Consider the following 24,006-nt stretch of genomic DNA (forward strand, 5'->3'; position numbering starts at 1 on the left):
CATGGCTAAACTCTCTAAAAAAGCACAAGTGATCAACGAGAAAGTCGACCGCGAGAAACTGTACAGCATTGATGAAGCCATCAAGACGCTGAAAGATCTTGCTTCTGCTTCCAAATTTGACGAAACGCTCGACGTTGCAATTAACCTTGGCGTTGATCCACGTCACGCTGACCAGATGGTCCGCGGCGTTATTTCTCTTCCAGCCGGTACCGGCAAAGAAAGCCGTGTTGCTGTATTCGCCAAGGATGCCAAAGCAGACGAAGCGAAAGAAGCAGGCGCAGATGTTGTCGGTGCAGAAGATCTGATGGAAGCCATGCAAGGTGGCGATCTGAACTTCGACCGCGTTATCGCGACCCCGGACATGATGGGTGTTGTTGGCCGTCTCGGCAAGGTTCTTGGCCCTAAAGGCCTGATGCCTAACCCGAAACTCGGCACGGTTACGCCGAATGTTGCGCAAGCGGTCAAGGACGCCAAGGGCGGTCAGATCGAATATCGCGTTGAAAAAGCGGGTATAATCCATAACGGCATTGGCAAGGTGAGCTTCAAGGAAGCAGATCTGCGCAAGAATTTCGATGCTTTGGTCAATGCGGTTGTCAAAGCCAAGCCAACCGGCGCGAAAGGCAAATATGTCCGTAAAGTCGGGTTGAGTACGACCATGGGCCCTGGTCTGAAAATTGACTTGAGCGAGATTGAAGGCGCGTAAGCCGGTTAATCACTTAAGAACTAAAAAAGGCCGGGAGTAATTTCCCGGCCTTTTGTGTGTGTACGATATTAAGTGGCTGCACGATCAGAATTTGGCACGCACGCCAATACCCACTCCGAAGGACTCGGTGTCATCGCGCAGACGGGCGTTGAAGCCATCAGCACCATCAGCGATGAACCGCCGGTCAAAATTGCGGCGCCGGACATTTGTGTAACGGCCTTCGGCAAAAATATCGAACTTGTCGCTGGCCTTCACGGATGCGCCAATCGTATTGAACGTAACCAGACCTGTGCGATTGCCTTGCACACCGAATGTAGGGGCCGTCGCAACGCCGTTATTGGGGAAATAGGTAATATTCGCGTCGACCACGCCAATGCCAATGCCGCTGCCGAAATAGGGAATGATTTTTTGGTTTTCCGACCAGATGACATCGTTATAGGCCGCCGCGGTTACAGTGAGCTTGCTCAGATCGCCACCGAAATTCTGGTTGCCGCCATTAAAGCTGCCGCCGCTAACATCAGATTCGGAATAGCCCACTTCCAGCTCAAAGCGCGGTTTCAGAAAGCTTATCAGTCCTTTCTTCAATTTATACCCGACAGCGCCTCTGATTGCGAAGCCGGTCTCATAGCCAACATTGACATTGGCAGGTGCGCCAGCAACGCCGGGTACGCCAATATCGGGGTCCTGAACGCCGACAAAATCACTATCGTTCAGGAAGTCTGCTCCGGCTGTAGCCGACAGGTAGAAACCTTCTTTTCGTTCGCTTTCCGTCTGGGCCTGAACTGGCGCTATGAGTGCAAAACCTGTCGCGATACTGGTGAAGCCGATGGCTATGAGGATTTTCTTTGGGTGCATTTTTCGATTTCTTTCTTTGGCGCAGAGAGGCACCATTGGAGTCAGGGGACAGAGGGGCTTCGGAGAAAATTGATGTCCGGTTACACCTGGGTGAAAATAAAGGAGAGGACATGAAAGATACGGTACATAAGGGTTCCTGCCTCTGCGGTGCAGTGACTATAAGGGTCGCAGGCGATCTGCCGCAGCCGGATGCCTGTCATTGTTCGCAATGCCGCAAGCAAACCGGACATTATTTTGCCAGTACCGATGTGCCGGAAAGCGCTTTGACCGTTGATGGCGAAGAGCATGTCCGCTGGTATTCGTCCTCTGGGAAGGTGCGGCGTGGCTTTTGCAATACTTGCGGTTCCACGCTGTTCTGGGATCCGATTCATCATGACAAGATCGCTGTCGCTATGGGTCTGTTTGACGGTGCTACCGAAACAACATTGTGGAGCCATATTTTCGTCGCAGACAAGGGTGACTATTATCAAATTGAAGACGGCGTGTTGCAGAAGGATCAGTAACCACGCGACCCAATAGCCTCCCAAAGTGCTTGACATCCGGGTCGTTCCCGCTAATGGCACTGTCACAAATTGAGGTTCCGTTAAACGAACCACAATTTCCGTCCGAGACAGCCGGTGAGGGGAATTTGCCTCTCTTAATTTCCAGCCTAGACGGGGATCAGTTTTTTCGTGAGGAAACTCACGGGTTTGCAGTCAGCGTTTCTATCGCGACATGGCAACCAAAACCCCCCTTCGGATTATACAGGAATGGTTTCGATCATTCTTTTCGCTCGTCATCCCGGCTCGCGCTGGAATGGCGCAATTGAAGAAAGCGGATTGCGCTTCAAAAACGCAATCCACGTGAAGGAGCAAAATATGGATCGTGGTCAAAAGACCGAAGCCGTTGCTGCGCTAAACGCGACTTTCAAGGAAGCCGGGGTTGTTGTGGTAACACGCAATCTGGGTCTCACCGTGGCTCAGTCTACCGAGCTGCGCGGAAAGATGCGCGAAGCGGGTGCAAGCTTCAAAGTCTCTAAAAACCGCCTTGCCAAGCTGGCTCTGGAAGGAACCGACTATGCCCCGATAGCAGATTTGCTGTCAGGTCCGGTCGCTCTTGCTACATCGGATGATCCGGTGGCCGCTGCAAAAATCGCAGTGGAATTTGCAAAGTCTAATGATCTCCTGGAGATTGTTGGCGGCGCGATGGGCGATACCCTTCTTGACGAAGCGGGCGTTAAATCCCTGGCCTCCATGCCTTCTCTTGATGAACTGCGCGGTACGATTGTTGGATTGCTTGTTGCACCACAAACGAAAATCGCACGGGTGGTCAAGGAACCAGCTGGAGCCCTTGCACGTGTAGTCGGCGCTTATGCCGCTGCGGGTGAATAAACAAAATTACTCAAACATTGATTAGAAAATTTGGAGCGTAAATAACATGGCTGATATTGCTAAATTGGTTGAAGAACTATCGAAACTCACCGTGATGGAAGCGGCTGAACTGTCCAAAGCTCTTGAAGAAGAGTGGGGCGTATCTGCTGCAGCTGCTGTTGCAGTTGCTGGCCCAGCTGCTGGTGGCGGCGAAGCGGCTGCTGAAGAGAAAGACGAATTTGATGTCATTCTCACCGGCGACGGCGGCAAGAAAATCCAGGTGATTAAAGAAGTTCGTGCGATCACCCAGCTTGGTTTGACCGACGCGAAAGCTCTCGTCGAAGGCGCGCCTAAAGCAATTAAAGAAGGCGTCAACAAAGCCGAAGCTGAAGAGATCAAAGGTAAGATCGAAGCAGCTGGCGGTACGGTTGAATTGAAATAAGCCTTTTGGTTTATTGAAAAGATTAAGGGGCGGTTTCCGATTTGGAAGCCGCCCTTTTTTCGATAACCTAAGGCAGTTTGATCACCAACCGCGCGCCGATAATATCGAGGCCGGGATTTTGGTTGCCGTTGAAAAGCTGTGCGTGGCTGACATGGACCCAGCTTGCTTCGAGATCAATGCGTTCGGACAATTGCACGCCAATGGCGAGTTCCGGTTCAAACAGGATGCGCGAGCCCAGCTGGGTTTGCGAGCCATCGGCTGCGAAACGTAAAGATGGGCCGTTATGGACGGCAAGACCAATTCCAGGACGCAGATAGAATTTCGTGCCGATTTTCCAACTGAGGCCCGCTGCTATCAAGCTAGTGTCTCCAGCACTGTTGATCGATGCGAAGATATAGGGTGACGGTGCGCCAATGGCCGATAAGGCATCAATGCGTTTGCCCCGAAAACCAGCCTGAAAATCAACGCCCTCTTCGCCGATGTCCATGGACAATGGCGTGTCCACTTCATGGGCTGCAACGCCCACAAATATTTCCTGCGCCACCGCAGGTTGGACTGCCGACAGCCATGCTAGAATCGGTAATATTGATACCCGTAAATTTTTCATAAATGCGGCCTCCCGTCGCCGCCCGGCCGCCCGATTCCGGCCTGATTGTCCCGGCTATACGTCTGGTTCTGTGATTAGGGAAGCAAGCCGGTCTTCAAGTCTCTTATTGGGGCAGATGGATTGACAGACCTTAACGGCTGAGCGACTAGCGATACAATTGCTGACAGCGATCAAAAAGGGATATGTTGTGAAGACCCATGATCAAGACTTGACCGGTAGCGCCTGTTCATGAGTAATTTTCAGAAAATTGCCTTGATCACCGGCGTAGCCGACGAAGCGGATGCGTTTCTGCCTGACCATCCGTCAGAAGTAGAACCGACACCATTGGGAACCGTCCGCCATGTGACCTATGAAGATAAACAGATAGCCATATTATGCCCCGGTATTGGCAAGGTGCATGCTGCCGCTGCCGCGATGCACCTGCATAACCATTTTGCGCCTAATATGTTTCTGATAATTGGCACCGCCGGGCAAGTCAGCAACCTGGACGGCAATTGTTTCTATCTACGCGAAGCCTTTCAGGCCGATTATGGCACGCTGGAAAACTCCAACGACCATGAAGGTTTCACCTGCTATAATGCCGGAGCCTGGCCGATGGGGCCAGCTAACTGGACCCCATTCACCGCTCATCCGATGCCCACACCGCTGGCGCTGCCGCAAGCCCGCATCGCTACGGCCGATACATTTGTGAAATGCCCTGATCGCTCCACTTACCTGCGCGATAGTCTTAATGCTGATCTGGTTGATATGGAAACGGCTGCGCTGGCGCAGGTTGCACAATTGCTAAATCTGCCATGGGCTGGAATCAAAGCCACAACGGATAACGCCAATGGTGAAAGTTCAGGCGATTTTCACGCCAATCTTGCGGCTGCTGCCCAGCGAGCAGCGGACGCCGCAGTCCGTTTTCTGGCCTTTATCTAGAATCATGCCAGTGAGGATGATTTGACATAAACGGCCAATATATGCCCATATTTTGGTCGTTAACCTGATCCAGACGAATCCTGTTTACGCTCCTTTACAAAATAAGAACGCAACAGGATGCGGATCAATATGGGCGAGACAATTACGCTACAGCGGCTGCTTGAAATGCAGAAAAAGGTGTGGAATTTCAAGATCAATGCCGATCACGAAACCACTGAACTGGTCGCGCGCGAACAGTTGAAATCCATTGGTCAGCTCTCGCGAATCGGTTCGTTGGCGATTTTACCCCTGACCATTTATGTGATGATAAAGCTGTTTGTGCATGCCGAACCTGTGTTTATCGGCGTCGCGTGTTTCTATTTCGCCATTGCCGCCTACCTGATCATTCGCAATTTTATGCGACAGTCCCGCATTGATGCGGAACTTTCTGATTATAAAAGATCAATCAAGGCAATTCAGCTGGAGAGTATTATCGGCGCGCTTGGGTTTAGCGGCATTGTCGCCATACCGCTGGCTTTTGGACAAATCCCCTACACTATGGATCTCGCCTTGCTGGCGCTCGGTGCCCTAATCATCGGCGGTTTTATTTTCGGCAGTATTCCCCGTGCGCAGACCTACAATCTATCGATTACAACGCTTGTCTATAGCATCGGTTTCCTTGTCGCCGGCGAGTCCGATGCCATCAGCACCGTTGTGCTATTGATATTTTTCGCGCTGTGTATCGACTATATTTACCGGCTGTTTTTCTTCAATTTTGTCCAGCGTCATCTGCATGGGGCAAAGCTGCGCAATGCCGCTGAAACGGTGCGTCTGTTGCTCCATGATTATTCCGAGCAGAGTTCGGACTGGTTGTGGGAAATCGATGGTGACCATCTGATCGTCAATCCGTCCGCACGTTTTGCCACTGCGGTCCATATGGAAATACGCGATCTGCGCGGTTTGCCGCTGGCTGACCTGTTTGAGGAATCAATCGAGCGCAATCAGCTTGCCCAATGTCTGTCGTCCGGCAAGGCTTTCCGTGAAATCCATGTGCCGATCCAATTGAATGGCGAGCGCCATTGGTGGAAAATGTCTGGTAGGCACATCAAAACAGCCAATGGGCAAAGTGACCATATTCGCGGTGTCGCAGCAGATATAACCGGCGCGAAAAGAGCCGAGGAGCGGGTTGCCCATCTTGCCCATTTTGATAGCCTGACCGACTTGCCCAACCGGGTGTTATTCAATCAGTCGCTGCAGCGGTCCATTGCACGCATGAGAGAGGATCAGCAATTGGCGATCCTCTATCTGGATCTCGACCATTTTAAAACCATCAACGATACATTGGGGCATGGTGCGGGGGATCTCGTTCTGAAAGCCGTTGCCAACCGTCTGGAACAGAATATCGGTATGGAAGATCTGGTCGCGCGGCTTGGTGGAGACGAATTTGCTATTTCATTGCGCAATGTCGAGTCAGAAGAAAAAGTCTGTGAAACCGCCCAAACCCTGATCGAAAAACTGTCTGAGCCGGTGATGGTCGAAGGGCAACCGGTCGTAACTGGTGTCAGCATCGGCATTGCCATCGCCAGGAAACCCAATGACGATTCGCAAGAGCTCATCAAACATGCGGATATCGCACTTTATCACGCAAAGGCCAATGGGCGAGGCTGCGCCTCTATGTTTGAGAAATCGATGCACGAAGCGGTGCAAGATCGCCGCAATATAGAGATGGATTTGCGCGCAGCATTGAAACGCAACGAGCTGGAACTCTATTATCAGCCGCTGGTGAATATCGAAACGCAAGAGACGATCGGCTATGAAGCCTTGCTGCGTTGGCACCACAGTGAAAAAGGCATGATAATGCCTGATGACTTTATCCCGGTGGCAGAGGATAGCGGACTGATTGTTCAACTGGGTGAATGGGTTGTGCGGTCCGCCTTGTACGAGGTCGCGAAATGGCCAGAACATCTGAGCGTTGCAGTTAACCTTTCGCCGACGCAGATGCGCAGTCCAAATCTGATGCCGACTATCATAAACGCGCTCGCAGCGACCGGCGTTGCGGCACATCGGTTGGAGTTGGAGATTACCGAATCTGTATTGATGAATGACAATCAGTTTAACGTGGAGCTGCTCCACAAGATTCGCTCGCTAGGCGTGCGGATTGCGCTGGATGATTTTGGCACCGGCTATAGCTCGCTCAACTATCTGCGCAGCTTCCCGTTCGACAAGATCAAGATTGACCGCTGCTTTGTTGATGAAGTGGATAGCCGTGAAGATTGTCGGGCGATTATCCGCGCGGTGACTGGTCTGGCTTCCAGCCTCGGCATGGTGACAACGGCCGAAGGGGTTGAACGGAGCGATCAGCTTAACCAGCTCAAGGAGGAGGGCTGTGTGCAGGTCCAGGGCTATTTGTTCAGCAAGGCCATGCCTGCCGCTAATGTGAAAGGCCGCATTGAAACGGCGACTGACACGGTTGCCAAGATCAGCGCCATTGGTGAACAAAGCGCTGAACAGGAGCCCGTGAAAGCACCCAAGAGAGCACGTCGGAGAAAAACCGGTTGAACTTTGTCCGATTGACCAGTTTACTGACAACACTGTAAATATTGATTATTCTCCCTTGCTGCGATAGTCTTCGCCTCTGACGAGGACGGAAATGTGCAATTTGTTCTGAAAAATATTCTGCATTTCATGCCGCTGATTTTCGGTATCGGATTTTTGGGGCCGCTATTGGCGCAGTTCATCACCCTGTTCGATTGGCAGGCTCCATTTGGGCTTGCGCCGCTGACAGCGGGATTAATTCTTGGCGGGATATGGGGCGCTTTTGCGCAGGTTGAGGGACGCTGGATATGAGTAATACCGCGCCCATTGAAGACTTGCGCAAACAAGAGCTGGCAATCGCCCGCAAATATGCCGACCGCCTGCCTTGGGAAGCCGTGGCATGGGGGTTGGGCAATTTGCTGATCTGGCTGTCGCTTTGGCCCTTGGTCTTTTTTGGTTTCATGCCGCTGTGGCTCGGTTTTATAATTGCCACACTTAATGTTATGCTCTGCTATCTGCCATCGCATGAGGCGCAGCATGATATTATCGGGCGCAAGGGCACGAAATGGCGCTGGCTGAATGAACTGGTCGGGCATGTATCGACCATTCCGCTGGTGCTGCCCTATCGGGTGGCCAAGCTGACGCATATCCAGCATCACCTGCACGCCAACAAACCGGATCTTGATCCCGATTATAGCAGCATGGCCAGCGGTCCTTGGCAGGCGATCTGGAAGTCCATCCAGAATCGCCAGCCCGGCGCAGATGGTGGTTTTAACAAATATGGCGATGTACTGCGGGATATTGGTCGGCCGGATGCCTTGCTCGATGGCGCATTGTTTCAACTCGCCCATTTCGGGATATTAATCGCGCTGGCCTGGTCTGGCTATGCGCTGGAAGCGGCCTTGCTGTGGTGGCTACCCCGGCAAATTGGTCTGACCTATATCCAGTTTTTTCTCAGCTGGGCACCGCATCACCCTGCTGACGGGATTGGCCGTTATAAAGATACCCGCGCCTTTAAAAGCGCATGGGGGAATATCGGATCCATGGGTATGCAATATCATATTGTGCACCACCTGCACCCTTATATTCCGCTCACCGACACGCCGCGCGCCTATTGCGAGATGCGGGATATATTGGCGCAGCGGGGTTGCCGGTTGCAAGACATCTAGGCCGGTAAATTACGGCTGGCCGGTTGGCCGGATCATTAATTCCCCAACACAGACGGAAGGCGGCTGATTGAGCACATAGGCGACACTGTCAGCAAGGTTTTCCGGTTCGAGAAACTCAAAATTAAACGCCGCGCCCATCATTTCCAGCACTGATTGGTCCTTGATGCTGCCACCCAATTCCGTCTTGACGCCGCCAGGAAAGATCGTTGTGACGCGGACCCCATGAGCGGTCATTTCCTTGCGCAGCGTATCGCTTAACGAGCGTACCCCAGACTTGGTGGCGGAATAGACTGCGCTGGAGGGGAATGTTTCCAGCGCTGCGATGGACGAGATGATGATGATATGCCCGTCCTTGCGTTCAACCATCTGCGGCAGCACGGCGTGGATGCCATAAAGCACCCCGCGCAGATTGACATCGATCATCCGGTCCCAATCTTCGACATCGCCTTTTTCGATCAGCGACACCGGCATAATGCCTGCATTGCTAACCAGCGCATCAACCTGACCGAACCTCTCGATAGTGGCGGCTGCCAGTGCTTGCTGATCCGCCTGAATGCTTACATCCGTGACATGAAAGGCCGCTTGTTCGCCCAACTCTTCGACAATGGCTTCCAGACGATCTGCCCGCCGGGCGGCGAGCATGACATTATATCCCGACTGCACCAATTTGCGGGCGGTGGCTTCGCCGATACCGCTGGATGCCCCTGTGACTATCGCTGTTCTCATGTCCGTCTCCCGCTCTATGATGAAGCTGGAGTGTCTAACACCTTCAGGAAAGCAGCAATCGGTGCTTTTGTTAGGCCGAGAAAATACCCATCCCGAGGATATGATCGAGATAGATCGCCGCATCGCGGATATCGAAAATGAACGAGAAGAGGATCACGGCGGTGATCAGTCCAGACCAGACGGCGTAGAAAGATCGCTCTTTCATAAATGGCCGGTTTTTGAGCAAGAGATACAGTCCCGGTGACCAGAAGATCAGATGCATCAGTGCGATCAGGCCGGATAGGGATACCAGCCCCATGGCTGGTATGACGAAACCGCTTACGAGTATGCTGGTAATGAAGCCACCGACAACCCAACGCGCCTCGACACGCTTCCACACGAATAAAAGGCCGAGCGCAAAACTCGCCAGCATGATCATCAGCCAAATCTGCACCCATTGCGGCGCGTTGGCCTGTCCTTCGGCATTCCATACTTCCAGAGCGGTATGGCCGGGTTGATAGCCGGTCGCGGCATGCGCCGTCGTGCCAATTATCAGACTGAAGCCTAATATTATCCAGAGCAATAGGTGGTTTTTAGAGGTAAAGGCGATCATCGCAAACTCCTGACATTCCGCTCCATCACGGTAACATCTCAAGCCTGAGACGTGGCAAGTCAAGTGCTGTACCTAGCTGGCCACCCAATTGCCATGAAAGCCGGGCGGGATCCGATGCGGGACGTGGATGACCGCTTGCGGATCGCCGGTAAAGTCATTGGCTTTCAGTATCTGCAGCTCGGTGGTGTCTTTGTTCATGTCGATCACCAGGCCGATCAGCCAGCCATCATCTTCTGCGCTGTCAGGTGATCGCGGAATGAAAACAAATTCGCCCGGGTGGCGGTTCTCGCCAAAGTTGCGGATCGCCGTTTCGCCGGTTTTCAAATCATGTTTGAACAGTTCATTGCCAGCCATGTCGAGTTGATCCGGTTCACCGGCCAGAGCGATGCTGTAGATATAGCGATAATCGCTGCTGGTCAGCCGCTCGTCATAGCGCGGGAATTCCTGCGCGCGGTCGCTCAGGATTTTGCGGGACACCTTTTTGCTCGCCGGATCAACGGTCCAGCGTTCCAGCCGCGACCATTCTCCGCCGGGGCCAAAGGTGGTGCGCGCATAAGTGCTTTCATGGACAACGACATCGACAATGACTTTACCATCATCCGTCTCAAACGCATTGGCCGGGTGATAGACATAGCACGGTTCAACATCGCACCAGATAGTATCTGCGCCCGATCCGTTGCGCGGACAAAGGCCGACACGGGCTTTGTGATCCGGGTTCCAGTCATAGGGAAAGGCAAAGCCAGCCAGCATGCGCTTCATCGAGAAAGTCGCCGGCAGATCAAAGACCAGCACATGGTTTTCGGTAATCTGGCAGTCATGGATGGAGGGCCCCTGCGCCACCGCTATCGGTTCTTCCCGTTTCACCTTGCCATCCTTGCCAATGACAACATGCCAAACGGTGTCCATCACCGGTGCATCGTAGCAAATCGCGTGCATCTCTCCGGTTTTCGGGTCGAGATGCGGATGGGCAGAAAAAGCGTTGTGCAATGTGCCATCAAACGGGTTGTGCGCAACTGTCTCAAGCTCATCCGTCAACTCGACCGGAAAACCGCCTGCTTCGACAATGGCAAAAGTCCGACCGCCAATTTCCACAATATTGGTATTGGCAGTATCGGTCCGTGGTTTGCGGGTGCCGGGTTTGCGTTCCTCACCAAGGCCGTCGCTGACGGCGTTGGAGCGTATCCAGCGGTTGCGATACCAGTCCGCCTTGCCGCCGATAATGCGTATGCCGTGGGCCATGCCGTCACCGACGAACCAATGGTAGCTGGCTTCATCCGGCGCGGTGACCGGGTTGGGGCCAATGCGCAGATAACGACCGTCAAGCTGTGCCGGGATTTCGCCGTCGACCTTTAGGTTCGCGAGCGTCACTTCCTCGGTCATCGGTTTGTGTATGCCGGTGAGATAAGGATGCCCGCCTTCCGGCGCTTTCATCCGCTTGCGGTTGAAATTGGCGACCGCGCCAAGGACTGGGGTGACCGCCGAGCGGATGGTATTTTCAATAACGGAAGCCATGATCAATTCCTTTTCAGTTAAACCAGATATCGGCAGCGCTCGTGGCCGCTGCGAGTATTAACAATATCCCGCCGGGATGGGGCCGCCTTAGGGCCGCAAAATTTCCGATGCCGGATGTGGTGAAAATCAGGATGGCGAGATATCCGATCAGGTCGCTGCCACCTTGCAGCCGGTTTAGCAGAACCGCGATGCCCAGGCTGGCCCAGACCAGGCTATGCAGTTGAAACATCGCCCAGGTCAAACGGCGCATGCTGGGGGCGGACAGCAACCCTTCAGTGGGTTCCGCAAAAAGCGGTTTCAGCACCACGCGTTCTCCGAGGATGTAATGAGCCGCCGCAACGGTCACGGCGATGATAGCCGTAGCAATTGCAAATATCAGCATTGGCGCAAACTCCCCTTGGCTAAACGACTCCACATGTTTATGCTGTTAACATGAGCGTTAAAGGTAACAGTGTCAACATTAAAGATTCGCCAGAGGTTTCCGGCAAGGTTTCCGGCAAGTTTTCGGGCAAGGGTTCCGGCGCCTATCACCATGGTGATCTGCGCGCGGCGGCGATTGCGGCTGGGATGAAGCGGATTGAGGACATGGCGCATCCCGATCTCGGGCTGCGCGCGCTGGCTCGCGAGCTGGGCGTTTCGGCGACTGCGCTTTATCGACATTTTCCCAACAAAGATGCTTTGCTGGACGCGTTGGCTCTCGAAGCACTTAACCGTTTGGGCATCAGTCAGGCAACAGCGGCGCAGGCCGCCAGCGATGTGCGTGAAGGCTTTGTCGATGTGGGGGTAACCTATGTGAAATGGTCCGTCGAAAATCCTGCCCTTGTGCGCCTGATATATGATCGTGTCGGCAAAGTTGATCTGGAGGCCGATGATCCGTCCGAAATGGGGGAGGCTTTTTTGCAATTGCGCAAGGGCATCACAGCCCTGATGCCTGATACCATGTCCGGCGAACAGCGCACGATCGCCGCCTTGCATGCCTGGTCACTTGTACATGGACTGGCGATGCTGATTCTTGATGGACAAGTTGAATATGATCCGCAGATGGTCCGGAAAGTCGTTGAGTCGACCGAATTTGGTTCGAAAGAATCAGGCTGATCGAACGCCCTTGATTGCCAGATATAATCCAAGAGCAACCAAGGCGATGAGATTGGACGCCATGAATGAAAGGGTGACCGCACTATGCCCGATGATGGGAATAAAGTCGCGCGCCACTATGGCAATGGCGACAAAAGAAAAGGCGAAGACACCCCATCCCGCAATGAGCTTCGGGATTAATCCAGAGCGCAGGAACAGGTATGCAAACCCGGCATTACCCACGCTGGTGAGGATCAAGCCGAGGTGAAAGGATGTGTAATCAGACGTTGCCTGCAAGCCCGTAAGCAGCAATCTCTGCTTCTCATCCGCCAATTCGGTATAAGCCACATTCCCGGCAATTTCAGCAGCGTTAAGGTTAAACACTGCGCCCATCAGAACCAGTAGCGCTGCACCAAGACCAATGATCAGGCTCCACGCCGCGAGCAACGGGCCGGACTTTCGGAGTAGCAGAAACAAACCCGCTCCAATCACGACTTCCAGCGCAAAGACCAACAACGCAATATAGGATTTGGCTCGGAGCGCCGCTTCGGCTTCCAGCATATTTCGGGCGGTTGCAACGACATCGGCAGACAGATTGATATCAATGCCCTGCCCGACGGTGAGCGCGCTCAACATGCCGACCAATATTGTCGCCAACAAAGACAGGCCAACAATTCTTGCCAATGCTTTCGCCTCGGTTTCTGCTGATCCATTTTGATCTATAGTCATGCCGTTGATTCATCCTCCGCATTTTCAAAAGTAAGCAGATCGCCCGGCTGGCAGTTCAGTTCCCGGCAGATGGCTTCCAAAGTGCTGAAGCGGATTGCCTTCGCCTTGCCGGTTTTCAGGATCGACAGATTGGCGATGGTGATGTCCACCCGCTCTGCGAGCTCGGTTAACGTCATACGCTTGTCGTGCAGCAGATCGTCGAGCTTGACTTGGACGGTCATCAGATTGTCCCGTCCAGCTCGTCGCGCATATCAGCGCCGCGGTCGAAGACACGGGCCAAGATAATGAGCAGCAACACCAGCAATATGCCGGACAGCGAGAGTCCGAATTCACCCGCGACAGTAATCTGCTCGCCATCTTTCGCCTCGCCGAGAAGGCTGATGATCACCCCGATAAGTGCGCCAAGCAGGCCGGACAGGATCTGGATGACGAAAATGGCAATGCCCATGCCGCGCAGGCGCAAGCCATTGGTCCGGTTGAACGGGTCGCCCTGACGGACAGAAGCCAGAATCTTACGAAGCCGGTCTATTGTAAAATAGCTCAGCAGCATGATCAGAAGCATTACCATGACGAACCCGGCCGAAACCCATAGCACCGCAGTCGGTGGCAGGTTTACAAACTGCTCACCCACCTCGGCCAATATATCCTGACCAAAAATCGCCATGATGGGGAGCGACAGGATCAGGATTACTGATGCAAAGATCACCGCTATTCGGAAAAAGCCGAGCAGCAGGCGTGCTGATTTAAGGACGAGATCCTCCTCTCCCTTGGTCGCGATATTTGTCATAATGGTCTCCAGTGAATATCGATTTGCAATATGTGATTCGTTGCTTATCAATATAGATATATCGATAAACATCAAGTCTTTTATTGATTATCAATAAATTCCGGATTATGAGCCATCCTGTCTCGAAACTTCAAAAGAGGATGTCGCCTGTGTCACCAATCATGTTTCTTCATATTACCATGGGCGCAATCGCCGTGCTGGCTGGCGCCGCTGCCCTGTTTGTCCGTAAAGGTTCGCGTGCCCATCGTGGCGTCGGCAATATTTTCTTTATTACGATGATAATAATGGCGGCCTCCGGAATCTATTTGGCCATCATTTTGCCAATGGCGATCTCGGTTTTGGTCGGGATTTTCACCATCTATCTTGTTGCCACATCCTGGATGGCCGCCCGCCGGCATGACGAGAGGCTCCACCTGCTTCACTATGTCGCGCTGGCCATGACATTTGCCGTTGCCGCTGGCGGGCTGTGGTTCGGTCTGGAAGCGCAAAACAGCCCTGACGGGTTGAAGGATGGATTGCCCGCTTTCCCGCACTATTTTTTCGGAGGACTGGCCCTGCTGGCCGCGTCGGGAGATGTAGCAGTGATCGCCCGGCGGGGCATTTCCGGCAAACAGCGCATCGCCCGGCATTTATGGCGAATGTGCTTTGCCTATTTCATTGCCGCCGGTTCCTTGTTTACCGGACCCGGAGCAACCGCTTTCCCCGAGGCCGTTCGAGACACGGGTTTGTTGTCCGTTCCAGAACCAATCATCCTGGCCATCATGCTCTTTTGGCTGGTCCGTGTTTTGGCGACCAGATGGTATGATGGCAAATCGAGCGCTGCGGCAGACATGCCTACATCCTCCTCTTGACCGCCATCCACCATCTCCCTATATGAGCGGCTCACCACAGATTTCGAGACAGGGCGTGCAGTTGCGCGGCGCGCCAAAAGAAATGAAGTCTGAACGGTTTTCAGGACGCTATGAGCTGCGACTCTCCTCCCCGAAAAAACGGGATTGAGAGGCCGTGGCTTTTTGTTCTGGAGCGCCCCACAAAATTTGGTTTTCCACCGGCTAAGCGTTTCATAAGTGGCGTAATTCCGGTGATGGCGAGAAGGCAAAAATACATGGCGACGAAAGCATCTTCGGTAAAGACAACGGCTCTCACACCGACCCGCAAAAAACGTATCCGCAAAATCTTTGGCGACATTCATGAAGTCATCGATATGCCGAATCTCATCGAGGTTCAGCGCGAATCATATGAGCAGTTCCTGCGCTCTGATCCGTCGATCGGTTATGTTTCCGGTCTGGAAAAAACGCTGCGCAGTGTTTTCCCGATCCGCGATTTTGCCGGCACCGCCGAAATGGATTTCGTCAACTACCAGCTCGAAGATCCCAAATATAATGTAGAGGAATGTCGCCAGCGCGGCATTACCTACGCAGCGCCGATGAAAGTCACCCTGCGTCTGATCGTTTTTGAAGTCGATCCTGAAACAGAAGCGCGCTCCGTTCTCGATATTAAAGAGCAAGACGTTTACATGGGCGACATGCCTTTGATGACCAAGAACGGTACGTTCGTCATCAACGGTACAGAGCGCGTTATCGTCAGCCAGATGCACCGTTCGCCCGGTGTGCTGTTTGACCATGACCGCGGCAAGACCCACTCGTCCGGCAAATTCCTCTTCGCCGCCCGCGTTATTCCTTACCGTGGTTCATGGCTCGACTTTGAATTTGATGCGAAAGACATCGTCAACGTTCGTATCGACCGTAAGCGCAAGCTGCCGGTAACCGCGCTGCTGCGCTCGCTGGGTGATGCGATCATCGAAGTGAAAGAGAAGAAGCCACCGTTCAAGGTTGGTGAAATGGTTCGCGTTGCTGGAATGAAGCAGCCGGCTGAAATCACCGAGATCGAAGGTAACCGGATCACGATCAAGGAGCCTATGGGCGCGATCGAAATTCAGGGCAAGATTGAAGATGAAGGTCGGACCAAGAGTGCGGAAATCACCGGCATCCTGAAGCAGGGCTATTCCGAAGAAGATATCCTCAACGAATTTTATGGCCGCATTGTCTACAAGCGCGCGAAAGACGGTTGGACCATTCCTTTCGTAGCGGAGCAATGGCGCGGTCAAAAGCCGACCTTTGATATTGTCGATGCCGATAGCGGTGAAGTTGTCTTTGCCAGCGGCAGCAAGATCACGCCGCGCGGCGCGACCAAGGCTGAAAAAGACGGCATGAAGAACGTCGTTATTCCGACCGAGGAAATATTTGGCCGTTATAGCGCGTTTGACCTGATCAACGAGAAAACCGGCGAGATTTATATCGAAGCCGGTGACGAAGTTACGGTTGAAAATCTCGAAAAGCTAGACGGTGCTGGCATTGACCAGCTTGAGCTGCTCGACATCGATCACGTCACGACGGGTCCCTGGATTCGCAACACGCTGAAAGTGGACAAGGCCGAAGACCGTGATGGTGCGCTGTCCGACATCTACCGTGTCATGCGTCCTGGCGAACCGCCAACCCGCGAGACGGCTGAAGCTCTGTTCGAAGGCCTGTTCTTCGATCCTGAGCGTTATGACCTGTCCGCTGTTGGCCGTGTCAAACTCAACATGCGTCTCGATCTCGACGCGCCGGATGATTATACGGTTCTCCGCAAGGAAGATATTTTGGCCGTCGTCAAAACCCTCGTCGATCTGAAAGACGGCAAGGGTGAAGTTGATGATATCGATAACCTCGGCAACCGCCGTGTGCGTTCTGTTGGCGAGCTTCTCGAAAACCAATATCGCGTTGGCCTGCTGCGCATGGAGCGTGCGGTTAAAGAGCGCATGTCCAGCGTCGACGTTTCCACCGTTATGCCGAACGATCTGATCAACGCGAAACCAGCCGTTGCTACCGTCCGTGAATTTTTTGGTAGTTCTCAGCTGTCCCAGTTTATGGATCAGACCAACCCGCTTTCCGAAGTCACCCATAAACGCCGTGTGTCGGCGCTTGGGCCCGGCGGTCTGACGCGTGAGCGTGCCGGCTTTGAAGTCCGCGACGTTCACCCGACCCATTATGGCCGGATCTGTCCGATTGAAACGCCTGAGGGCCCGAACATCGGCCTGATCAACTCGCTGGCCTCGTTCAGCCGGGTGAACAAATATGGCTTTATCGAAACGCCTTATCGCCAGATCAAGGACGGCAAGGTCACGGATGATGTGGTCTATCTCTCCGCGATGGAAGAGCAGAAGCACACCGTGGCACAGGCCAACGCGGAACTGACCGAAGACGGCAGCTTTGTCGAAGAGTTGGTTTCATCCCGCGAAGCGGGTGAATTTCTGATCGCTCCGCGCGAACAGATCACCTTGATGGACGTTTCGCCGAAACAGCTTGTGTCTGTTGCGGCCTCGCTCATCCCGTTCCTGGAAAATGATGATGCTAACCGCGCCCTGATGGGGTCGAACATGCAACGTCAGGCTGTGCCGCTTGTGAAAGCAGAGGCGCCATTTGTCGGAACCGGTATGGAAGAAACCGTGGCCCGCGATAGTGGTGCTGCGATTGCGGCCCGCCGCGGCGGTATTGTCGATCAGGTCGATGCGACCCGTATCGTGATCCGTGCGCAGGGTGATGTCGAAGCCGGCAAGTCTGGCGTCGACATCTACACGCTTCAGAAGTTCCAGCGTTCCAACCAGAATACCTGCATCAACCAGCGTCCGCTGGTGAAGGTGGGTGAGATGGTTCAGGAAGGTGATACCATTGCTGACGGTCCATCAACCGATATGGGTGAATTGGCACTGGGCAAAAACAGCCTCGTCGCCTTCATGCCCTGGAATGGTTATAACTACGAAGATAGTATCCTCATTTCCGAACGTATCGTGAAAGACGATGTCTTCACTTCGATCCATATCGAAGAATTTGAAGTCATGGCGCGTGATACCAAGCTTGGCCCTGAAGATATTACCCGTGATATTCCCAATGTCGGCGAGGAAGCGCTGCGCAACCTCGACGAAGCGGGCATTGTCTATATCGGTGCTGAAATCGAGCCCGGCGATATTCTTGTCGGCAAGATCACGCCTAAGGGTGAATCCCCGATGACGCCGGAAGAAAAACTTCTCCGGGCGATCTTCGGCGAGAAAGCTTCCGATGTGCGTGACACATCCTTGCGTCTGCCCCCGGGTGTTGCCGGTACGGTTGTCGAAGTGCGCGTGTTCAACCGCCACGGCATCGACAAGGACGAGCGTGCGCTGGCGATCGAACGCGAAGAAATTTCGCGTTTCACGAAAGACCGTGACGACGAACGCGCCATTCTGAACCGTGCGACCTTCAACGCGTTGAAAGACATGTTGATCGGTCAGACAGCCACCTCTGCGCCGAAACCGATGAAGAAAGGTGCCGAGATTACCGAGGAAAGCCTGGCCGAGTTGGAAAATGCCGACTGGTGGAAAATCGCGGTGAAGGATGACAAGGTCCAATCCGATTTCGAAGCAACTCGTGGTCAATATGACGAAGCGATCAAGGAAATTAACGAACGTTTCGAAGATCGCCGTGAGAAGCTGGAGCGTGGTGACGAACTGTCTCCAGGCGTACTGAAAATGGTCAAGGTCTTTGTCGCTGTGAAACGCAAATTGCAGCCTGGCGACAAAATGGCCGGCCGTCACGGAAACAAGGGGGTTATCTCCCGCATTCTTCCACAAGAAGACATGCCGTTCCTCGAAGACGGAACGCCTGTTGATATCGTGTTGAACCCCTTGGGCGTGCCATCACGTATGAACGTCGGTCAGATTTTCGAAACCCACTTGGGCTGGGCCGCACGTGGTCTGGGCGAGCAGGTAACGAAAGCTCTGGAAGAATGGAAACTGGCCAATCCCGATCCGCAGGCGGCACCGCCACCTGATGCGGTGAAAGAGCGCCTCAAAACCATTTACGGCGAACAATATCATGAAGATATTGATTCGCGTGATACCGGTGAAATTATCGAAATGGTTGGCCATTTGCGCAATGGTGTCCCCATGGGAACGCCCGTGTTTGATGGTGCGCATGAAAGCGACGTTTCGGATATGCTGGAGCTTGCCGGCCTCGATCGCTCTGGTCAGGTGGACCTCTATGATGGCCGGACCGGAGACAAGTTCGACCGTAAAGTGACAGTGGGTTATATCTACATGCTCAAACTGCATCACCTGGTCGATGACAAGATCCACGCGCGTTCAATCGGACCTTATTCTCTCGTCACGCAGCAGCCGCTGGGCGGTAAAGCGCAGTTTGGCGGACAGCGCTTCGGGGAAATGGAAGTCTGGGCGCTGCAGGCATATGGTGCGGCTTATACGCTGCAGGAAATGCTGACGGTCAAATCGGATGATGTGATCGGTCGGACCAAGGTTTACGAAGCCATCGTCAAAGGCGACGATACTTTCGAAGCCGGTGTGCCTGAAAGCTTTAACGTTCTGGTCAAGGAAATGCGTTCGTTGGGTCTCAATGTCGAACTCTCCAGCTTCGGTGACGAAGATGAAGACGGCGATGATGACGGCGTAGCGATTGCGGCGGAGTGAGGATCTAAAACTCACTCCCGCCTCTAGCATTTCAAATTTTGGGCCAAGGCCCCGAAGGAATAGAAAATGAACCAAGTAACAAATTTCGCAAATCCGATCGCAAAGCCGGAAACATTTGACCAGATTCAAATCGGTTTGGCTTCACCAGAGCGCATCCGCAGCTGGTCATTCGGTGAAATTAAAAAGCCGGAAACGATTAACTACCGGACGTTCAAGCCGGAACGTGACGGTCTGTTCTGCGCGCGTATCTTTGGCCCCGTAAAGGATTACGAATGTCTGTGCGGTAAATATAAGCGCATGAAATATAAGGGCATCGTCTGCGAGAAATGCGGTGTCGAAGTCACCGTAACCAAGGTTCGCCGCGAGCGCATGGGCCATATCGACCTGGCCGCTCCTGTCGCGCATATCTGGTTCCTGAAGTCTCTGCCTAGCCGTATCGGCCTATTGCTCGACATGCAGCTCAAACAGCTGGAGCGTGTGCTTTATTTCGAAAGCTATGTGGTTATCGAACCTGGTCTGACCCCACTGGAAAAATTCCAGCTGTTGACCGAAGACGAGATGCTCGAAGCACAGGACGAATATGGCGAAGACGCTTTCTCCGCCGGTATCGGTGCAGAAGCCGTCAAGATCATGTTGCAGGATCTTGATCTGCAGCGTGAAAAAGAAGATCTGATGGAGGAGCTGGCGACGACCAAATCGACGCTGAAGCCCAAGAAGATCATCAAACGCCTGAAGGTTGTCGAAAGCTTCATCGAATCCGGCAACAAACCGGAATGGATGATCCTTGAAATCATTCCTGTGATCCCGCCCGAGTTGCGTCCTCTGGTGCCTCTGGATGGCGGCCGTTTCGCAACGTCCGATCTCAACGATCTTTATCGCCGTGTGATCAACCGGAACAACCGCTTGAAACGCCTGATGGAACTGCGCGCGCCGGATATTATTGTCCGTAACGAGAAGCGCATGCTTCAGGAATCGGTTGACGCCTTGTTCGACAACGGCCGTCGTGGTCGTACCATTACCGGTGCGAACAAACGCCCGTTGAAATCTTTGTCCGACATGCTGAAAGGCAAGCAGGGCCGTTTCCGTCAGAACCTTCTCGGTAAACGCGTCGACTATTCCGGTCGTTCGGTTATCGTGACCGGCCCTGAGCTGAAATTGCATCAATGTGGTCTGCCGAAGAAAATGGCTTTGGAACTGTTCAAGCCGTTTATCTATGCGCGCCTTGACGCCAAAGGTCTTTCCATGACGCTGAAGCAGGCCAAGAAATGGGTCGAAAAAGAGCGTAAGGAAGTCTGGGATATCCTAGAAGAAGTGATCCGCGAGCATCCCGTGATGCTGAACCGCGCACCTACGCTTCACCGCTTGGGCATCCAGGCGTTCGAGCCGGTACTGATCGAAGGGAAGGCGATTCAGCTTCACCCATTGGTCTGTTCCGCGTTTAACGCTGACTTTGACGGTGACCAAATGGCTGTCCACGTCCCGCTGAGCCTAGAGGCGCAATTGGAAGCCCGTGTCTTGATGATGTCGACCAACAACATCCTGTCACCAGCCAACGGTAAACCGATCATCGTTCCTTCACAGGATATGGTTCTCGGCATCTATTATCTCACCATGGATCGCAAAGGCGAGCCGGGCGAAGGCATGCTCTTGGCTGATATGGCCGAAGTGCATCAGGCGCTGGAAATTGGCGCGGTGACGTTGCACTCCAAAATCACCACCCGGGTTCCGCAAACCGATGAGGAAGGCAAGCCCATCCTCAAGCGTTTCGAAACCACTCCGGGCCGCTTGCTGATTGCCGAATGTCTGCCGAAATCTCACAAGGTGCCATTCGACATCGTGAACCGCTTGCTGACCAAGAAAGAGGTCGGTGACGTGATTGACCAAGTTTACCGTCACACGGGTCAGAAAGACACGGTCCTGTTCGCCGATGCGATCATGGATCTTGGCTTCCGCCACGCCTGTAAAGCCGGTATTTCCTTTGGTAAGGATGACATGATCATTCCGGATTCCAAGGATAAAACGGTGGAAGAGACACGCGCTTTGGTTGCTGACTATGAACAGCAATATCAGGACGGTCTGATCACGCAGCAGGAAAAATATAACAAAGTGATCGATGCCTGGAGCCGTTGTGGTGATCAGGTTGCGAACGCCATGATGGACGAACTGGCTGCAACGCCAGAGGACGAGCATGGCCGTGAGCGTCAGATTAACGCCATCTACATGATGAGCCACTCCGGCGCCCGTGGCAGCCCGGCACAGATGAAGCAGCTGGGCGGTATGCGCGGACTAATGGCCAAACCTTCGGGCGAGATTATTGAAACACCAATTATCTCGAACTTTAAAGAAGGCCTGACGGTTCTCGAATATTTCAACTCGACCCACGGTGCGCGTAAAGGTCTCGCCGATACCGCTCTGAAAACCGCTAACTCCGGTTATCTGACACGGCGTCTGGTGGACGTGTCTCAGGATTGTACGATTGTTGAAAATGATTGCGGCACCGAAAATGCGCTGGAGATGAAAGCCATCGTCCAGGGCGGTTCGGTTATCGCATCGCTTGGCGAGCGTATCCTGGGCCGGACCATGGCCGAAGATATTGTCGACAGCAAAGACGACAGTGTTGTGATCAAAGCCGGCACATTGCTGGACGAAGCAGCGATCAAGGTGATCGAAGAGCTCGGCATTCAGTCCGCGCGTATTCGTTCTCCTCTGGTCTGTGAATCCAAAATGGGTGTCTGCGGAACCTGTTATGGCCGCGATCTTGCTCGCGGTACGCCGGTGAATATCGGTGAAGCTGTTGGCGTTATCGCGGCACAGTCAATCGGTGAGCCAGGCACACAGCTGACGATGCGGACCTTCCACATCGGCGGCGCTGCGCAGCTGAACGAGCAATCCAATCTGGAGGCAGTAGCCGAAGGTACGGTTGAATATCGCGACATGCCGGTGATCGAAGACAAGAACGGACGCTTCCTGTCCCTGGCGCGTAGCGGTATCATTGCCGTTATCGACAATGATGGACGTGAACGCTCTGCTGATAAGGTGCCTTATGGTACCAGCGTGCTTGTTAAGGATGGCGCGAAGGTGAAACTGGGCGATCGTCTGGCCGAATGGGATCCATTCACCATGCCAATGATTACCGAGAATCCCGGTGTTATCAAATATCAGGACGTGATCGAAGGCAAAACCATGTCCGAGATTACCGATGAAGCCACCGGTATCGCTCAGCGTGTTATCACTGAATACCGGGCCTCTGGCCGCGGTGCCAACAAAGAAGACTTGCGTCCGCGCTTGACTTTGCTGGATGAGAATAGCGGTGAAGCAGGACGGTATTTGCTAGCCAATGGTGCGACCTTGTCGGTGACAGATGGTCAGGAAGTACAGGCAGGTGACGTTATCGCCCGTGTGTCTCGCGAAGCGGCAAAAACGCGTGATATTACCGGTGGTCTGCCACGGGTTGCGGAACTTTTCGAAGCCCGTATCCCGAAAGACAATTCGATCATCGCTAAAGTATCGGGCCGGATTGAATATCTGCGCGATTATAAAGCGAAACGTAAGATCGCGATTGTTCCCGAGGAAGGCGATCCAGTAGAATATCTCGTACCGAAGACGAAAGTCATCGATGTGCAAGAAGGCGACTTCGTGAAGAAGGGCGATAACCTCGTTTCCGGTTCACCTGATCCGCATGACATTCTTGAAGTCTTGGGCGTGGAAGCGCTGGCTGAATATCTGGTTGCGGAGATTCAGGAAGTCTATCGTCTGCAGGGCGTGAAAATCAACGACAAGCATATTGAGACGATTGTTCGTCAGATGTTGCAGAAAGTTGAGATCACCAATGGCGGCGACACCACGCTTCTGCCGGGTGAACAGATCGATCTTGAAGAGATGCTGGAATATAACGCAAAGCTTACTAAGAAGCAGGTTCCTGCGGAAGGTAAGCCGGTTCTCCTTGGTATCACCAAGGCAAGCCTGCAAACGCGCAGCTTCATCTCTGCTGCTTCTTTCCAGGAAACCACCCGGGTGCTTACCCAGGCGGCTGTCGAAGGGAAGAAGGATCAGCTGATCGGTCTGAAAGAAAACGTCATTGTTGGACGTTTGATTCCGGCCGGTACAGGAGCTGGCATGAACCGGGCACGGATTGCGGCGACCAGCCGTGATGCCGCGCTCCGCGCTCAGCAGCAAAAGATGGTGGATGCGATGGCTGCAGCCGATGAACTGAAAGCTGAGGAAGCGGTTGCCGCTACTGCTGCTGCCGCCGAAGAGGTGTTTGATGCACCGGCAGCTGAAGAGGCACCAGTGGTTGAGGCTGTCGTTGAAGAGGCGCCCGCTGTGGAAGAAGGTGACAAAGAAGCATAGCTTCTTTGTCATTCAGTAAAAAATAAAGGCCCCGTTGGATATGATCCGGCGGGGCTTTTATTTGTTCAAGGAGACCATTTCTTTCGAGAATATCTTTTCAGAATATCGACTTAACCCTGGACCGCCTTTGCGTTAAATTTGCACTATGGTGTAAATTCTGTTAATCTTTTTGCTCT

General features: G+C 53.4%; 21 protein-coding genes. 12 read left to right on the forward strand and 9 right to left on the reverse strand.

What is annotated here, in order from left to right:
* The first annotated feature begins 1 nt into the window (after position 1).
* Positions 2-703, forward strand: coding sequence for a 50S ribosomal protein L1 (rplA, locus tag ACO6S1_RS06660; RefSeq protein ID WP_422345533.1), 702 nt, complete (start codon positions 2-4; stop codon positions 701-703).
* Positions 704-787: 84 nt separating this feature from the next.
* Here the strand turns inward: rplA and ACO6S1_RS06665 are convergent, their stop codons facing one another.
* Positions 788-1,558, reverse strand: a complete 771-nt coding sequence (locus ACO6S1_RS06665) for a hypothetical protein (protein ID WP_422345534.1) — start codon at positions 1,556-1,558, stop codon at positions 788-790.
* Between the two features lie 110 nt (positions 1,559-1,668).
* Between ACO6S1_RS06665 and ACO6S1_RS06670 the strand changes: the two genes are divergently transcribed.
* The 3 genes from ACO6S1_RS06670 to rplL all read left to right on the forward strand — a co-directional run bounded on the left by ACO6S1_RS06670 (position 1,669) and on the right by rplL (position 3,349).
* Positions 1,669-2,061, forward strand: coding sequence for a GFA family protein (locus tag ACO6S1_RS06670; RefSeq protein ID WP_422345535.1), 393 nt, complete (start codon positions 1,669-1,671; stop codon positions 2,059-2,061).
* A gap of 354 nt (positions 2,062-2,415) precedes the next feature.
* The gene (rplJ, locus tag ACO6S1_RS06675) at positions 2,416-2,928 is read left to right on the forward strand and encodes a 50S ribosomal protein L10 (protein ID WP_422346152.1); all 513 of its coding nucleotides are present in this window, start codon (positions 2,416-2,418) and stop codon (positions 2,926-2,928) included.
* Positions 2,929-2,974: 46 nt separating this feature from the next.
* Positions 2,975-3,349, forward strand: coding sequence for a 50S ribosomal protein L7/L12 (gene rplL / locus ACO6S1_RS06680; protein WP_422345536.1), 375 nt, complete (start codon positions 2,975-2,977; stop codon positions 3,347-3,349).
* 67 nt (positions 3,350-3,416) lie between these two features.
* Here rplL and ACO6S1_RS06685 read toward each other — a convergent pair whose 3' ends face one another.
* Positions 3,417-3,956, reverse strand: a complete 540-nt coding sequence (locus tag ACO6S1_RS06685; protein WP_422345537.1) for an acyloxyacyl hydrolase — start codon at positions 3,954-3,956, stop codon at positions 3,417-3,419.
* Positions 3,957-4,184: 228 nt separating this feature from the next.
* On the opposite strand from ACO6S1_RS06685, the gene ACO6S1_RS06690 reads away from it, so the two are divergent.
* From ACO6S1_RS06690 to ACO6S1_RS06705, 4 genes are all read left to right on the forward strand, one after another.
* Entirely contained in the window at positions 4,185-4,877 is a 693-nt protein-coding gene (locus ACO6S1_RS06690; protein WP_422345538.1) for a purine phosphorylase, read from the forward strand.
* Positions 4,878-5,006: 129 nt separating this feature from the next.
* The gene (locus ACO6S1_RS06695; RefSeq protein WP_422345539.1) at positions 5,007-7,415 is read left to right on the forward strand and encodes a putative bifunctional diguanylate cyclase/phosphodiesterase; all 2,409 of its coding nucleotides are present in this window, start codon (positions 5,007-5,009) and stop codon (positions 7,413-7,415) included.
* 93 nt (positions 7,416-7,508) lie between these two features.
* Positions 7,509-7,703: a hypothetical protein gene (locus tag ACO6S1_RS06700; protein ID WP_422345540.1), complete on the forward strand. Its 195-nt coding sequence runs from the start codon at positions 7,509-7,511 to the stop codon at positions 7,701-7,703.
* Positions 7,700-8,560, forward strand: a complete 861-nt coding sequence (locus ACO6S1_RS06705) for a fatty acid desaturase (protein WP_422345541.1) — start codon at positions 7,700-7,702, stop codon at positions 8,558-8,560. The genes ACO6S1_RS06700 and ACO6S1_RS06705 overlap by 4 nt, the downstream gene beginning before the upstream one ends.
* 9 nt (positions 8,561-8,569) lie before the next feature.
* On the opposite strand, the gene ACO6S1_RS06710 is transcribed toward ACO6S1_RS06705, so the two are convergent.
* The 4 genes from ACO6S1_RS06710 to ACO6S1_RS06725 form a co-directional block, all read right to left on the reverse strand.
* A complete protein-coding gene (locus ACO6S1_RS06710) occupies positions 8,570-9,286 on the reverse strand; it encodes an SDR family oxidoreductase (protein ID WP_422345542.1) in 717 nt (238 codons plus the stop codon).
* A gap of 70 nt (positions 9,287-9,356) precedes the next feature.
* Positions 9,357-9,878 (reverse strand): hypothetical protein, encoded by a 522-nt coding sequence (locus ACO6S1_RS06715; RefSeq protein WP_422345543.1) that lies wholly within the window; start codon positions 9,876-9,878, stop codon positions 9,357-9,359.
* 72 nt (positions 9,879-9,950) lie between these two features.
* Entirely contained in the window at positions 9,951-11,390 is a 1,440-nt protein-coding gene (locus ACO6S1_RS06720) for a carotenoid oxygenase family protein (RefSeq protein WP_422345544.1), read from the reverse strand.
* A 13-nt stretch (positions 11,391-11,403) separates the two neighbouring features.
* Positions 11,404-11,772, reverse strand: a complete 369-nt coding sequence (locus ACO6S1_RS06725) for a hypothetical protein (protein WP_422345545.1) — start codon at positions 11,770-11,772, stop codon at positions 11,404-11,406.
* A gap of 50 nt (positions 11,773-11,822) precedes the next feature.
* Between ACO6S1_RS06725 and ACO6S1_RS06730 the strand changes: the two genes are divergently transcribed.
* A complete protein-coding gene (locus ACO6S1_RS06730; RefSeq protein WP_422345546.1) occupies positions 11,823-12,485 on the forward strand; it encodes a TetR/AcrR family transcriptional regulator in 663 nt (220 codons plus the stop codon).
* Here the strand turns inward: ACO6S1_RS06730 and ACO6S1_RS06735 are convergent.
* Genes ACO6S1_RS06735 through ACO6S1_RS06745 form a run of 3 tightly spaced genes read right to left on the reverse strand, consistent with a single transcriptional unit; the run spans position 12,477 to position 13,980 of the window.
* Positions 12,477-13,193: a DUF4386 domain-containing protein gene (locus tag ACO6S1_RS06735; RefSeq protein WP_422345547.1), complete on the reverse strand. Its 717-nt coding sequence runs from the start codon at positions 13,191-13,193 to the stop codon at positions 12,477-12,479. The genes ACO6S1_RS06730 and ACO6S1_RS06735 overlap by 9 nt on opposite strands.
* Positions 13,190-13,414: a helix-turn-helix domain-containing protein gene (locus tag ACO6S1_RS06740; protein ID WP_422345548.1), complete on the reverse strand. Its 225-nt coding sequence runs from the start codon at positions 13,412-13,414 to the stop codon at positions 13,190-13,192. Before ACO6S1_RS06740 ends, ACO6S1_RS06735 begins: the two co-directional genes overlap by 4 nt.
* The gene (locus ACO6S1_RS06745) at positions 13,414-13,980 is read right to left on the reverse strand and encodes a DUF2975 domain-containing protein (RefSeq protein ID WP_422345549.1); all 567 of its coding nucleotides are present in this window, start codon (positions 13,978-13,980) and stop codon (positions 13,414-13,416) included. Before ACO6S1_RS06745 ends, ACO6S1_RS06740 begins: the two co-directional genes overlap by 1 nt.
* Before the next feature lie 149 nt (positions 13,981-14,129).
* Here ACO6S1_RS06745 and ACO6S1_RS06750 point away from each other — a divergent pair, with 149 nt between their 5' ends.
* From ACO6S1_RS06750 to rpoC, 3 genes are all read left to right on the forward strand, one after another.
* Positions 14,130-14,831 (forward strand): DUF2306 domain-containing protein, encoded by a 702-nt coding sequence (locus ACO6S1_RS06750; RefSeq protein ID WP_422345550.1) that lies wholly within the window; start codon positions 14,130-14,132, stop codon positions 14,829-14,831.
* Positions 14,832-15,064: 233 nt separating this feature from the next.
* The gene (rpoB, locus tag ACO6S1_RS06755; protein ID WP_422345551.1) at positions 15,065-19,480 is read left to right on the forward strand and encodes a DNA-directed RNA polymerase subunit beta; all 4,416 of its coding nucleotides are present in this window, start codon (positions 15,065-15,067) and stop codon (positions 19,478-19,480) included.
* Positions 19,481-19,546: 66 nt separating this feature from the next.
* Positions 19,547-23,830, forward strand: coding sequence for a DNA-directed RNA polymerase subunit beta' (rpoC, locus tag ACO6S1_RS06760; protein ID WP_422345552.1), 4,284 nt, complete (start codon positions 19,547-19,549; stop codon positions 23,828-23,830).
* The last annotated feature ends 176 nt before the right edge of the window (positions 23,831-24,006 follow it).

This window comes from Parasphingorhabdus sp. (genome assembly GCF_965233695.1).
Classification (GTDB): domain Bacteria; phylum Pseudomonadota; class Alphaproteobacteria; order Sphingomonadales; family Sphingomonadaceae; genus Parasphingorhabdus.

What these genes read in the sequence shown, in the direction of transcription:
- rplA (WP_422345533.1), top strand. Translation starts at nt 2, where the DNA reads ATGGCTAAACTCTCTAAAAAAGCACAAGTGATCAACGAGAAAGTCGAC.
- ACO6S1_RS06665 (WP_422345534.1), bottom strand. Translation starts at nt 1,558, where the DNA reads ATGCACCCAAAGAAAATCCTCATAGCCATCGGCTTCACCAGTATCGCG.
- ACO6S1_RS06670 (WP_422345535.1), top strand. Translation starts at nt 1,669, where the DNA reads ATGAAAGATACGGTACATAAGGGTTCCTGCCTCTGCGGTGCAGTGACT.
- rplJ (WP_422346152.1), top strand. Translation starts at nt 2,416, where the DNA reads ATGGATCGTGGTCAAAAGACCGAAGCCGTTGCTGCGCTAAACGCGACT.
- rplL (WP_422345536.1), top strand. Translation starts at nt 2,975, where the DNA reads ATGGCTGATATTGCTAAATTGGTTGAAGAACTATCGAAACTCACCGTG.
- ACO6S1_RS06685 (WP_422345537.1), bottom strand. Translation starts at nt 3,956, where the DNA reads ATGAAAAATTTACGGGTATCAATATTACCGATTCTAGCATGGCTGTCG.
- ACO6S1_RS06690 (WP_422345538.1), top strand. Translation starts at nt 4,185, where the DNA reads ATGAGTAATTTTCAGAAAATTGCCTTGATCACCGGCGTAGCCGACGAA.
- ACO6S1_RS06695 (WP_422345539.1), top strand. Translation starts at nt 5,007, where the DNA reads ATGGGCGAGACAATTACGCTACAGCGGCTGCTTGAAATGCAGAAAAAG.
- ACO6S1_RS06705 (WP_422345541.1), top strand. Translation starts at nt 7,700, where the DNA reads ATGAGTAATACCGCGCCCATTGAAGACTTGCGCAAACAAGAGCTGGCA.
- ACO6S1_RS06710 (WP_422345542.1), bottom strand. Translation starts at nt 9,286, where the DNA reads ATGAGAACAGCGATAGTCACAGGGGCATCCAGCGGTATCGGCGAAGCC.
- ACO6S1_RS06715 (WP_422345543.1), bottom strand. Translation starts at nt 9,878, where the DNA reads ATGATCGCCTTTACCTCTAAAAACCACCTATTGCTCTGGATAATATTA.
- ACO6S1_RS06720 (WP_422345544.1), bottom strand. Translation starts at nt 11,390, where the DNA reads ATGGCTTCCGTTATTGAAAATACCATCCGCTCGGCGGTCACCCCAGTC.
- ACO6S1_RS06725 (WP_422345545.1), bottom strand. Translation starts at nt 11,772, where the DNA reads ATGCTGATATTTGCAATTGCTACGGCTATCATCGCCGTGACCGTTGCG.
- ACO6S1_RS06730 (WP_422345546.1), top strand. Translation starts at nt 11,823, where the DNA reads ATGAGCGTTAAAGGTAACAGTGTCAACATTAAAGATTCGCCAGAGGTT.
- ACO6S1_RS06735 (WP_422345547.1), bottom strand. Translation starts at nt 13,193, where the DNA reads ATGACTATAGATCAAAATGGATCAGCAGAAACCGAGGCGAAAGCATTG.
- ACO6S1_RS06740 (WP_422345548.1), bottom strand. Translation starts at nt 13,414, where the DNA reads ATGACCGTCCAAGTCAAGCTCGACGATCTGCTGCACGACAAGCGTATG.
- ACO6S1_RS06745 (WP_422345549.1), bottom strand. Translation starts at nt 13,980, where the DNA reads ATGACAAATATCGCGACCAAGGGAGAGGAGGATCTCGTCCTTAAATCA.
- rpoB (WP_422345551.1), top strand. Translation starts at nt 15,065, where the DNA reads ATGGCGAGAAGGCAAAAATACATGGCGACGAAAGCATCTTCGGTAAAG.
- rpoC (WP_422345552.1), top strand. Translation starts at nt 19,547, where the DNA reads ATGAACCAAGTAACAAATTTCGCAAATCCGATCGCAAAGCCGGAAACA.